At 71.6% G+C, this 12,308-nt stretch carries 10 protein-coding genes; 2 read left to right on the plus strand and 8 right to left on the minus strand.

Features of this window, described 5'->3' with window-relative positions; all coding sequences use genetic code 11:
• Positions 1-18 precede the first annotated feature (18 nt).
• From GLX30_RS06180 to GLX30_RS06210, 8 genes are all read right to left on the minus strand, one after another.
• Positions 19-795: a hypothetical protein gene (locus GLX30_RS06180; protein WP_244258027.1), complete on the minus strand. Its 777-nt coding sequence runs from the start codon at positions 793-795 to the stop codon at positions 19-21.
• A complete protein-coding gene (locus GLX30_RS06185; protein WP_159684523.1) occupies positions 779-2,377 on the minus strand; it encodes a substrate-binding domain-containing protein in 1,599 nt (532 codons plus the stop codon). The genes GLX30_RS06180 and GLX30_RS06185 overlap by 17 nt, the downstream gene beginning before the upstream one ends.
• Entirely contained in the window at positions 2,377-2,700 is a 324-nt protein-coding gene (locus tag GLX30_RS35045; RefSeq protein WP_244258028.1) for a hypothetical protein, read from the minus strand. The genes GLX30_RS06185 and GLX30_RS35045 overlap by 1 nt, the downstream gene beginning before the upstream one ends.
• Positions 2,616-3,623 carry a hypothetical protein gene (locus tag GLX30_RS06190; protein ID WP_244258029.1) on the minus strand — a complete coding sequence of 336 codons (1,008 nt, stop codon included), beginning with the start codon at positions 3,621-3,623 and terminating at the stop codon, positions 2,616-2,618. The genes GLX30_RS35045 and GLX30_RS06190 overlap by 85 nt, the downstream gene beginning before the upstream one ends.
• A 136-nt stretch (positions 3,624-3,759) precedes the next feature.
• Positions 3,760-4,662: a hypothetical protein gene (locus GLX30_RS06195; protein WP_167306794.1), complete on the minus strand. Its 903-nt coding sequence runs from the start codon at positions 4,660-4,662 to the stop codon at positions 3,760-3,762.
• A 33-nt stretch (positions 4,663-4,695) separates the two neighbouring features.
• Positions 4,696-7,131, minus strand: coding sequence for a SpoIIE family protein phosphatase (locus GLX30_RS06200; RefSeq protein WP_167306795.1), 2,436 nt, complete (start codon positions 7,129-7,131; stop codon positions 4,696-4,698).
• A gap of 216 nt (positions 7,132-7,347) precedes the next feature.
• A complete protein-coding gene (locus GLX30_RS06205) occupies positions 7,348-9,759 on the minus strand; it encodes an MFS transporter (protein WP_159684532.1) in 2,412 nt (803 codons plus the stop codon).
• Between the two features lie 213 nt (positions 9,760-9,972).
• Positions 9,973-10,416 carry an SRPBCC family protein gene (locus GLX30_RS06210; RefSeq protein WP_159684535.1) on the minus strand — a complete coding sequence of 148 codons (444 nt, stop codon included), beginning with the start codon at positions 10,414-10,416 and terminating at the stop codon, positions 9,973-9,975.
• Positions 10,417-10,552: 136 nt separating this feature from the next.
• Here GLX30_RS06210 and GLX30_RS06215 point away from each other — a divergent pair, with 136 nt between their 5' ends.
• Positions 10,553-11,596: an Rv2578c family radical SAM protein gene (locus tag GLX30_RS06215; protein WP_159684538.1), complete on the plus strand. Its 1,044-nt coding sequence runs from the start codon at positions 10,553-10,555 to the stop codon at positions 11,594-11,596.
• A gap of 95 nt (positions 11,597-11,691) precedes the next feature.
• Positions 11,692-12,231, plus strand: coding sequence for a GNAT family N-acetyltransferase (locus tag GLX30_RS06220; protein ID WP_167306796.1), 540 nt, complete (start codon positions 11,692-11,694; stop codon positions 12,229-12,231).
• The last annotated feature ends 77 nt before the right edge of the window (positions 12,232-12,308 follow it).

The following is a 12,308-nucleotide window of genomic DNA, read 5'->3' on the forward strand; positions in this document are numbered from 1 at the left end:
CCCTGTCGCGCGCGGACCCTATCGGAAGATGGCCATGGCCTGCACTTCCAGCACCGCTTCCTCGGAGTTCCAGTCCTGGACCTTGCCGAGGCAGCGGGCGGAGAAGGTGCCGCTCGGAACTTCGGTGCGCAGCCCTTCGGTGGCGCAGGTGACCCGTACGCGCGGCCCCTGGGAGAGATCGTCGGGGTCGCCGTAGGGCGCCAGGAGCACCGTGGATCCGTCCGCCCTGCTGCTCCTGCGGAACCGGCCGCGGATGAGGACGAAGTCCTCCACGTCACGCAGTCGTACCGAGCTCTGCGGAGGGTCGCCGGCCCGCGCGTGGTCGGTCAGGGCGCGGGTGAGTGCCGCGTTGCGCCGGACCGTCCCGTTGACGAGGTCGACGTGCACGATGACGTCCTTCTGCTCGAGGACGTCCATGATGACGCCGATCACGGAGATCGGTTCCGCGACCTCCATGTACTTGCTGACGATCTCGCTGTTGTCCCGCCGTCCCGCCCCGGCGCCGATCCCGAAGACACTGGCCCGGATCGTGCCGTCCTTGCTGTCGCTCGTCCGCTGCTCCACCTCCTTGCGCAGCGCCGCCGCGTAGCCCCGCATCTGGTAGTGGTCCATGACGGAGCGGTCGTGCAGGTAGAAGCAGATGCTGTACGTGATGTTCCGCGCGCGGCTTCTTCTGCGGCGCATCAGCCGCGCGACGGTCAGCACGATCAGGGCTCCGGCGCCCGCCGCCGTCAGCAGCCACAGCAGCATCCAGGGCCACCGGACGCTCCACCACATCTCAGTGAACACACCCACGGATCTCCTTGAACGCACTGAGGAGGGACCGGTCGGCGGCGTCGACCATGCGGCCGCCCGTCGCCCTTGCCCCTCGGTCGAGTTCGCCGGTGTCGGCCTCGCCGTAGCGGATGGTGTAGGTGCGCACGGCTCGTACGTCCTTCGGCAGTCGTGCGTGCCGGCGGACGAACGTGTCGAGGTCGATCCCGGCGTTGCTCTCACCGTCGGTCATCAGGACCACGGACACGTCCTGGCCGGGGCGTTCGCGCAGCAGGTCCGAGACCGTGCCGTAGGCGTGGTCGAGCGAGGACCAGACGGCGGTGCTGTCGGCGAAGTCGTCCGCGGCCACCAACCCGCGCAGCCGGTCCAGGTCCCGCTGCCCGTCGTAGACGACGGTCCGTTCGTCCAGGACGCGGCCGCCGAACCGCATCACGGTGATGGACTCGCCCCGGTAGAACCGGACGAACTTGCCCGAGTGGGAGTCGTCCGCGCCGGCGAGACCGTCGAACGTGGCCCGCAGCCGCTCGATCCGTTCGCCGCGCATCGAGGTCGAGAAGTCGAGCAGGAAGATCACCCGGGCGGCGCGGTCCCGGTGCGGGTCGCCGTAGTCGGCGAGGAGGCGGTCGACGACTTTCTGGTCGTCGGGGAAGTAGAGCGCGTTGCCCACCGGCTCCCGCAGCCGGTCGATGCGGGCGACGCCCGGGTCGATCGGTCGGCGCAGGGTCCTTTCCATGATCCGTTTCTGGACCGGTTCACTGCGCAGCCATTCGACGAGCCGGTCGTAGGCGTCGCGCCGGGCCGGGTCGAGCAGCAGTACCGGATAGTCGGACAGGACCATGCCGTCCCGGGGATAGACGATCTCCAGGGGCTCGCGCAGCCGTCCGCTGCTGTTGAGGGCGAGGAGTTCCGACTCGTAGGTGATCAGGGCGTTCAGCCCGTCCTGCCGCGCCACGAAACGGTCGGCGAGACCGGCCGAGGAGTCGCCGGTGAGTTCGTGTCCGGCGAAGAAGCCGCGCAGCCGTTCGCAGGAGACGTCCTTCGGGCGCAGGGCCGCCCCGGTGCCGGCGGATGCGGTGGCGACTCCCACGAGTGCGGCGAGTCCGCTGTTGGTGTGCCGGGGGTCGGCCATGCCGAAGCGCAGCGACCCGTCCGCGGCGGCGTCGGCCGCGTCGGCCCAGGTGATCTGCCCGTCGGCGGCGGAACCGCGCAGCCGCTCCGCCGTCGCACGCTTCATGCCGATGACCACGGGCGAGCGCATGATGCTGGTGGCGAGCGGCTTCTCGCCGCTCAGCCCGTTCGCCTTGGCCCTGAGGAGGTAGTAGCGGTCGGAGGACAGCCAGGCGAGGTCGTGCCGCCGCTGTCCGCCCGGAGCGGCGAGCTCGTTGCTGGCGTCCACGGTGCCCCGGTGGTCCATCTCCAGCGTGATGCCGGTCTCGCGGCGCAGGTCGGCCAAAAGCGGAGCCATGTCGGCGAGTTCCGAGCTGGCGAGCACCTTCAGGGTGATCCGGTCGGGACTGTCCGTGGCGCAGCCCGCGGCGGGGAAGAGCAACAGGCACGCCAGGCAGAGGGCGATCAGTCCGCGGAGACGGGTGTGCCGCCTCATCAGGGCTGCCCCGACACGGCTTCTGCGGTGGGGCAGTCACCCACGACGGAGATCATCCTCTCCAGGTACCGCAGCCGGGGCATCGCCGACCTGGTGTCGTCACCGTCGATCGCGGGGACGGGCACGTCACGCTCGTCGAGGAACCGGGTGAGCTGGTCGCCCGCCACCTGGCCCGTCGGATCGAGGATCCGGAAGCCCAGCTCCATGGCACGCTGACGCAACTCCGGGTCGTGCGTGATCAGTTCGCCCAGCCGGTCGCCGTCCTTGTTGAGCGCGATGAACTGCGGCTGGGTGACGAACTGCCCGGAGGGGTACAGCAGCACCCGCTGCGGGTCGGGCTTCTTGGACCGGGCCTGGTAGTGCACCTGGTAGGCGAGGTACTGGTGCTCGTACGCCACGACCACCGGGGCGATGTTCTTGCCCTCGGGGAGATGTAGGTGCGGAACACGTCGGCGCTCGGCAGACCCTGCTCCATCAGGTGCCTGATCGCCCGGCCCCGCTCGTCGGCCTCCTGGTCGGTGTCGGGCACCTCGTCGCCGTTGCCTCGCCAGGTGAACGCCACCAGCGCCAGATAGGTGCCCGCGGAGTTGGAGCCGCAGACGTCGGGGCTCTGCGCGACGATCCGGTTGGCGTTGGTGATGCCCTGGCGCTGGATGCCGATGTCGTTCCAGCGGCGCTTTTCGTGGATGTGCTGAAGGAACTTGGGCATGTCCAGCACGTAGTAGTACGGCTGCCCGCCGTCACCGGAGCCGCGCTGTGCGGTGGCCGTGCCGGCGTCGACCAGCGCCTGTGCGTACTCGCGGTAGGTGGCGAGCACGATCGGGCTGACGAACGGCCGGTGCACCTTGGCGTAGCGGTTCAGGGCCGCGCGCTCCGCGGTGACGATGTCTCCGGCGGGCTGGCCGGACGGGAAGACGAAGTCGTAGGACGAGATGTCCCTGATGGCCACCTCACGCGACCCCGAACTGGTGATGTGCACCCGTATGTGATGCTTCATCAGGATCCGCTGGACCTCCTCGTCCTCGAAGAAGTCCCGCTTGGACGCCATCTTCCCTTCCAGCGTGATCACGCCCTGGAAGGGGAGCAGGATGTTCCCGGACACGGCCAGCACGCCGACGCCTGTCAGCACGGCCGCCAGGAGGGGCAGAACGACGAGCAGGAAGCCGCGCCTCGACCATGAAGAGCGCGACTCACGCCGGATGCCCAGCCGCGGTTCCGCTGTGACCCGTCTCTCTCCGACAGCCACGGGCGCTCCCCCTTCGTCCCCCGCGTCACCTCGGGAACAGCCTTACCTTCCCGGAAGGCTCCCACCTGACGACCCGGCCAACATCCGGTGAACAACTCCGTTGCAGGGAAGCCCTGTTGGCCGCCGGGCGCGCCGGTCAGCCGCCGGCAAGGCGGACGGTGCTCAGGACCTTGCGGACGACTCCGTCCGGCACCTCGTCCCCTACCCCCTTCGCTCCGACGAACGTCCAGGAGACGATGTCGCCCTTCGGGTTCTTGAAGGCGAAGGCGGTCGCCTTGCCGTCGGTGTCGCACTTGCCATCCGGTTCGACGCCGGTCGAGGAGGCGGTCGCCACACTGCCCGTGATGCCGGCGGCGGTGGTGTACGGCTCCGCCGGGCCCTTGGTCACCTTGGCCTTGTCCGGCTGGGTGTAGCCGCCGTACACCCACAGGGAGGCATTGTCGCGGGCGGCCTCCTGCGGCGTCCTCGCCCCGCGTTCGCCACGGGAACCGGCGGCGGCGAGCCAGGTCTCGTCCGACGAGCCGTCCAGGTCCGCGTCGGAGACGCACCACTTCTCCTTGAGCAGCGCCGGGGCGGAGAAGCCGACGAGGGGGGTCTCCTCCGGGTCGCCGTCGTCGGCGACGTAGCTCGCCCATGACGCCGGCTTGAGGCCCCACTCGGGCGGCACGTCGAAGACGATGCCGGTCCTCGGGTTCGTCACGGTCCGCCAGCCGGGCACGGTCGGCTGCTCGCCGGCGTCCGTACGGGCGTCGTCCGCCGCAGGTGCGGAGGAGGCAGTGACGGGCGGGCGGGCGCGGTCGTCACCGTCGCCGCCGAGGACCAGATATCCGGTGACCGCGGCGGCCACGACGACGACCGCGGCCGCGACCACGGCGACGACCGTGGCAGGGCCGCGGCGCTCACGGACGGAAGCGGCGGGGCCGGCGGGCTGCGTGGGCATGTCCCACGGCTGCTGGGGGCCGCCCGGCGGCCCGTAGGGACCGGGCTGCGGGTGGCGCGGGCGCTGCCCGCCTTCCGGGTGCTGCTGTCCAGGCCTCATGTGCAGCAACCCTAGAAGAGGCCACGAACCGCCTTACCCGAGGGGCAGCTCGAACCAGACCGTCTTGCCGCCCGCCGTGCGGCTGGTGCCCCACTCCCGCGCCAGGGCGCTCAGCACCCGCAGACCGCGACCGCCCTCCTCTTCAGGGCGCGCGTCCAGCAGGGTCGGCAGGGTGTGGTCCTCGTCCGCCACCTCGCACAGCAGCGCATCGGCCTGTACGAGTCGCAGTTCGGCGCGGTGGCCGGAGGCGTGCCGCACCGCGTTGGCGACGACCTCGCCGACCAGGAGCTCCGCCGTGCCGGTGAGTTTCCCGAGTCCCCAGGCGTTCAGCTGTCCGCGCACCAGTCGCCGCGCCCTCGCCGCCTCCCGCGGCTCGAGCGAGAGCTCCCAGGTGGCGACGGAGCCGGGGGCGATGCCGTTCAGCCGCGCCATCAGCAGGGCGACGTCGTCCTTGCGCCCGCCTCGCGTGTTCAGCGCGCGGATGATGGTGTCGCAGGCCTCGTCCATCGACGCCGCGGGATGCGCGGCGGACTCGCAGAGCGTCGCGAGACCCACGCCGATGTCCTCGCCGCGCATCTCCACCAGTCCGTCGGTGCACATCACGAGCCGGTCGCCGGGCGACACCGCGACGCGGACACTGCGGAAGGGGACCCCGCCGACCCCGATGGGCGCCCCCGACGGCAGTTCCAGCAGTTCGCTGCGGCCGTCGGCGGCACGGACGAGCACCGGGGGCACATGGCCGGCGTTGGCCAGCTCCAGCTCGCCGCGGACCGGGTCGTACACCGCGTAGACGCAGGTGGCCAGGTAGTGCTCGCCGAGGCGCTGGGCGAGGTCGTCGAGATTGCGCAGGAGCTGGGCGGGCGGCAGGTCGAGCGCCGCCATCGTCTGCACCGCGGTACGCAACTGCCCCATCATGGCGGCGGAGTTGAGCCCGTGTCCCATGACGTCGCCGACGACGAGCGCGGTGCGCGAGCCCGGCAGTTTGACGGAGTCGAACCAGTCGCCGCCGACGCGGCCCAGCATCGTGCCCGGCAGATACCGGGTCGCCGTGTCGCAGCCCGCCGTGCGCGGGGCGACCTGCGGCAGCATCGAGTCCTGGAGCGTCTCCGCGACGTTCTCCTGGTAGGTGTACATGCGGGCGTTGTCGAGCACCAGCCCCGCACGGGCGGCCAGTTCGGCGCCGGTGAACCGGTCCATGTCGTTGAACAGGGGCCGTTCGGGGTGACGCAGGAGGATCATGCAGCCGAGGACCACGTTGCGGGCCTTGAGCGGTGCGACCAGCATGGACCGGCCGTTGATCAGCGGGCGCATGTCCCGCTTGTCGAACTGCTCGGCCATGGCGGTGCCCATCTCCGCCGTGATACGCGGCACCAGGACCGGCTCGCCGGTGACCATGCACTGGAAGAACGGGGTGTGGGCGGGGAACGGCATCGACTCGCCGACGGGGACGATGTCGTCCCAGCGGCCGGGCTCGTCGACGTGCTCGAACGCCACCCGGTGCCACATGGTCGTCGCGTCGGGGTCCCCGTCGCAGAAGCCCTCGCCGGCGACGACCTCCTCCCGCAGATAGGTGCAGGCCACGTCGCTGAACCGGGGCACGATCGCGGAGCTGATCTCCCGGACCGTCCGACCGAGGTCCAGCGAGGAGCCGATCCGCCCGCTGACCTCGTTCAGGAACTCCAGCCGCTCACGGACCGCGGCGTATTCGAGGTCCTGCTCGAGGTCCGCCTCCTGCACGGGATGCCCGGCCGCGCGGGCCTGCTCGGCCGTCTGCTGCCGTGCCCTGCGCGCGGCGCGGCGGGGCACGCCCCAGTCGGGAGTGACGGGCACCCGGTCATGGTGGCTGAACTCGAGGACGGGATAGCCGAGGTCGAGGATCCGGGAGACGATCCGCGTGGACTCCCGCACACTCATGCTGGGCAGGATCTCGGGGAGCCGGCGCGCCAGTTCCTCGGCGCCGGGGAATTCGGTGTGCAGGGCGAAGCCCGGCGCGATCCGTTCGACGCTCCCCTCGTCGGTGCCGAGCCGTCCCGCGTCCGCCGCGAGGACGAGCAGGCGCTCCTCGCCGGGGCCCACCATCGGATAGGCCCACCAGAGCACGTCGACCCGGTCCTGGCCCGGCTCGGAGACGCGGGCACGGCCGGCCGCCGGGTAGGCGGTGAGCCCGTCCGGACACGCGTCCAGGCCCTGTCCGAGTGCGCTGTACGCGCGGCATCCCTCGCAGGGGCCGATGCCGCCGCCGTGGTCCGCCTCGTGGTCGCAGTCCTGACCGGCCAAGGCGCCGGAGAGCGGCAGCAGTTCGACCGCCGGACGCCCGACGGCCTCCGCCCTGGCGGGGCCGAAGAGGCGGCGCGCACCGGTGGACCAGTGCGACACCAGGCCGTCCCCGTCCACGACGATCACGGCAAGCGGAATCCGTCCGGCGACCGGGTACCGCTGCCGGGGCACCCGCGGAACGCCACTGTCCATGGGTGGATTGCTCCTTCCCCGCCGCCGGGAGACAACGGCCTCGTTCACCACGGTAGGGGTACCTCCGCGCCTGCCGCCGGGCGTTGGCGGAATAGGTCGTGCGCCCCGCGCGAAGCCGACGGACGGTCGAGCGGGCAATGGCCCCCAAGGCGCCGGCGCGCCGCGACGCGTGCGCCCCCTCACCCGGCCGGGGGAAGGGGCGCCGCGGTCCTGGCGTCAGTCGGCGTGACCGAGTTGCAGATCGCGTTCGGTGCGTCCGCCGCCGGCGACCTGGAGCACGGTCGCGACCGGCGGGTAGCCCGACGCGATCACCGTGTACTCGCCCGACGACAGGTCGACGAAGCGGAATGTGCCGTCGGGCCCGGTGGTGAGCGTGTCGACCACGTTGCCGGCCGCGTCCAGAAGGGTCACGCGGGCGTCGTCGACCGGCCGGCCGTCGCCCGCCCGCACGGTGCCGCGCAGCACGGCCCCGCCGGCCAGCTCGATGTCCTGGCGGGTCTCCCGGGACGCCTGCACGCTGACGGGGTGAGCGGCGGGCCGGAAGGCGGGGGCGCTGGCCGCCAGGGTGTACTCCCCCGCCACCAGTTCGCTGATCACATAGCTGCCCTCGCGCCCGCTGCGGGTGGTGGCCACGACATCGCCGCGCACGTCGGTGAGGGTGACGGCAGCGTCGCGTACGGGGCTGCCGTCGGCGGTGACGACCGTCCCGGCGAGGCGGCCGGCGCCGCCGAGGACCACGTCGAGGTCGACGGGCCGCTCGCCGACGGTGACCGTGACGGCCTGCGGCTGGTGGCCGCCCGCCGCCGCGATCATCACGTACGCCCCCGGGCCTGGGGCGCTCAGTGCGTACCGGCCGTCCTCGCCGCTCGCGCCACGGCCGATCTGCGTGCCCTGCACGTCGATCAGGGTCAGTGCGGCGCGCGGGACGCTGGTGCCGTCGTGGTGCTGGACGGTGCCGCAGACGGGCACACCGGCCTGGTGCGGGGCGGCCGGCTGCCCGGCGGCGGGCGCGGAGGCGGGGGCGGTGCGGGCGTGCGGCACGGCGGCGTCGGCGGGGGCGTTGTGGGACACCAACGGTCTCTCCTTGAGGAAGAAGGCGATGAGCAGGCCGAGGACGAGCACCGGCACGAGGTAGAGGAAGATCCGCGGCATCGCGTCGGCGTAGGCCTGGACGTACGCGTCGCGCAGTGCGGGTGGCATGGCGTGCACCAGCTGCGGAGTGATGGCGGCCGGATCGGGCAGGCCCGCGCCGGCCGGGACGCGGTCGGCGAGCGCGTCGGTGAGCCGGTCGGCGAAGAGGGTGCCGAAGACGGCGGCGCCGACGCTGCCGCCGATCTGCCGGAAGTAGTTGTTGGCGCTGGTCGCGGTGCCGAGGTCGGCGGGCGGCACGGCATTCTGCACGGCGAGGATCAGGACCGGCATCACCAGGCCGATGCCGACACCGAGGACCGCCTGCCCGACGCTGTACTCGAGCCGGGAGGTGTCCACCTCCAGCCGGGACAGCAGCCACATGCCGACGACCGAGATCGCGCTGCCGAGCACCGGGTAGGCCTTGTAGCGGCCGGTGCGGCTGATGAGCTGGCCGGAGACGATCGAGGCGACGACGATCCCGCCCATCATCGGCAGCATCAACAGGCCCGACTCGGTGGCGCTGGCCCCGTCGACCATCTGGAGGAACGTCGGCAGGTAGCTGGCGGCGCCGAAGAGGGCGATGCCGACGACCGCGCCGACGAGCGAGGTGATGGTGAAGACGGAGTCCTTGAACAGCCGCAGCGGGATGACCGGTTCGGGTGCGTAGCGCTCGACGACGAGGAAGAGCACGGTGCTTGCCGCGGCGCCGGTCCCGAGTCCGAGGATCACGCGGGACCCCCACGCGTACTCGGTGCCGCCCCAACTGGTGAGCAGCACCAGGCAGGTGGAGGCGGCGGCGAGGAACAGCGCGCCGAGGACGTCGAGGCGTGCCCGGCCCTGGGGCTTGGGGAGCTTCAGGACGACGCTGACGACGACGAGGGTGATCAGTCCGAAGGGGACGTTGAAGTAGAAGCACCAGCGCCAGGAGGCGTGATCGGTGAAGAACCCGCCGAGCAGCGGACCGGCGACGGAGGCGAGCCCGAAGGCGGCGCCGATCAGCCCCATGAAGCGCCCGCGTTCACGGGGCGGCACGATGTCCGCGATGATCGCCTGCACACCGATCATGAGCCCCCCGGCGCCGAGCCCCTGGACCGCCCGGAAGGCGATCAGCTCGTTCATGGTGCGTGACCAGCCTGCCAGGGCGGAGCCGACGACGAAGACGACGATGGCGAACTGGAAGACGCCCTTGCGGCCGTAGAGGTCGCCGAGCTTGCCGTAGACAGGCAGTCCGATGGTGGCCGTGAGCAGATACGCGGTGATCGCCCACGACATCCGGTCCAGCCCGTGCAGCTCACCGACGATCTTCGGGAGCGCGGTGGCGACGATCATCTGCTCGAGCGCGGCAAGCAGCAGCGCGAGCATCAGGCCCATGAAGACGAGCCGTACGCGGCGGGGACCGAGCGGCGCGGGCGCACTCTCGGCGTGCGGCGGCGGGTCCGCGGGTCCGGCGGCGGCCGGCGCGGCCTGCTCGTCCTTCACCAGAGTGATGCCGCCCACGTCCTGCTCCCCTCGTCGCACTGCGCGGCGTCATTCTTCGCATTGCGCGCGAAGGGGGAGCAAGTCGGTCACGGCCCCGGCCAGGCGTTCGAGAGCCCCCTCAACACGCCCCGTACACGGCGCATTTGGGGTGCCCACCAGCGGCTTTCCTCCGACCCGGCGCGCGCCGGGCGCACCACCGGGCCACAGGGAAGACCACTCGAACCGGTGAGGTTACTTCTCCACGTTCGCGGCGAGATTGGCGAGCACGGCGTCGTAGATCCGGCCGAGCCCCTTGGGGGCGAAGGTCCTCTCGAAGAAGCCTCCGATGCCGCCCGCGCCGTCCCACACGGTCCGCACGACGACCCGGGACCTCCCCTCACCGGCCGGGGTGACCGTCCAGGTGGTGACCATGGAGGAGTTGCGGTCCTTCTCGACCAGTTCCCCGTCCTTCGGCTCCGTGACCTCGAGCAGACAGTCCCGGACGCGCTTGCTGGTCGCCTGGAGCTTCCAGTGGACGAGGGTGCCCTCGCCGTCGCCGCCCTCACGGACCTCGTACTCGCTGAAGTGCTCGGGCAGGAGCTTCGCGCGGGTGTTCTCGTAGTCGGCCACGGCATCGAACACCGTCTCCGCGTCCGCCGCGACGATCCGTTCCGTGGTGGCTTCGACCTGCGCCATTTCGTTGCTCCTCCAGCACTAGCTCCAGCGGGACGCGGCTAGCCAACCACCTCGGGCCCGGGCCCCCAAATCGCGCTTGCGGCGATCATGGGAACAGGTGTTCTATTCTGGGGTCAGTGCGAACGAGGAGGCACCCATGCGCTGGGACAATCTGGCCGAAAGCCCCGCCACACCAGGGGACGCCGCCCTGTTCGGGACGTCGGCCGTCACCACCCGGACCTTCGACACCCCCGAATTCAGGGGCATCACCTTCCACGAGGTGCGCGCCCGTTCGATCCTGAACCGGGTCCCCGGAGCGTCCCGGATGCCGTTCGAATGGACGGTGAACCCGTACCGCGGCTGCTCGCACGCCTGCGTGTACTGCTTCGCCCGCAAGACCCACAGCTATCTGGACCTCGACACCGGCATCGGCTTCGACTCCCAGATCGTCGTCAAGGTCAACGCCCCCGAGCTGCTGCGCCGCCAGCTCGCGTCCCGGCAGTGGCAGGGGGCGCACATCGCCATGGGCACCAACGTCGACTGCTACCAGCGCGCCGAGGGCCGCTACCGGCTGATGCCCGGCATCATCTCCGCGCTGCGCGACCACGCGAACCCGTTCTCCATCCTCACCAAGGGCACCCTGATCCTGCGCGACCTGGACCTGCTGCGGCAGGCGGCGGACGTCACCGAGGTCGGCGTCTCCGTCTCCGTCGGCTTCACCGACCGGGACCTGTGGCGCACCGTCGAACCCGGCACCCCCTCCCCCGAGCGCCGGCTCGACGCCGTACGCACCCTCACCGACCACGGCATCGGCTGCGGTGTCCTGATGGCGCCGGTCATCCCGTTCCTCGGCGACCGTCCGGACCAGCTGCGGGCGACGGTCCGCGCGATCGCCGACGCGGGGGCCACCTCCGTCACCCCCCTCGTGCTGCATCTGCGGCCGGGCGCCCGCGAGTGGTACATGGCCTGGCTGCGCGAACACCATCCGCACCTGGTGGCGCGCTACGAACGTCTCTACGCCGAGGGCGCCTACGCGCCGCGGTGGTACCAGCGCCGGATCACCCGGCATGTGCACGAACTGGCCGCGGAGTTCGGCATCGGCCCGTCCTCCCGGCCCGGAGGACACCGACGTCTTCCGGTACGCGGCGAGCCGGAGACCCTGCCCGCCGGGGACGAACCGACCCAGCTGACACTGCTCTGACCCGCCGTCACCGGTGGGGTGACGGATTATTGGTGGCGACGGCGAGAGCCGGCGGGCAGTCTGCGGTGCAGAACGGCGAGGGAGGGCGCGTACCGATGACGGTGAAGGTGCGGGACATGACCGTCGACGACTGCGAGGCGGTCGCAGCGATCCGGGTGGGCGGGTGGCGCTACGCGTACGCCGGGCTGATGCCTCAGTCGTATCTGGACGCCATGAGCGTCGAGGAGGACGCGGTACGCCGCCGCCGGTACCTGGCCGACGGCACCGAGGTCACCGACGTGGTCGCGGAGCGGGACGGGGACGTGATCGGCTGGGGCTGCTTCGGACCGGCCAGGGACGAGGACGCCCCGCCAGGGGCCTGCGAGCTGTACGCCCTCTACGTCCTGCCCGAGCGGATATCCTCCGGCGTCGGCCACGCGTTGACGGCCGAACTCACCGGGCGCGCAAGGGCGAGCGGCTTCACGCTGATGCAGCTGTGGGTCCTCAAGGAGAACGCCCGCGCCCGCCGCTTCTACGAGCGGGCCGGCTTCCTGCCGGACGGCAGGGAGGAGCCCTTCGAGGTCGACGGCGTCGCCGTCCCGGAAGTGCGCTACGCACGGTGGCTGGCGGCCCCCTCGGCGGCCTCCGGGGCTTGAGCCTTCGCCGCGTGCGCCGCAGGGTCACGGTTGAAGGAGGCCGCCCGGGCCGGGGCTCCCTTGCTGGGTGCAACCAC

The sequence above is a fragment of the Streptomyces sp. Tu 2975 genome (genome assembly GCF_009832925.1).
GTDB lineage: Bacteria > Actinomycetota > Actinomycetes > Streptomycetales > Streptomycetaceae > Streptomyces.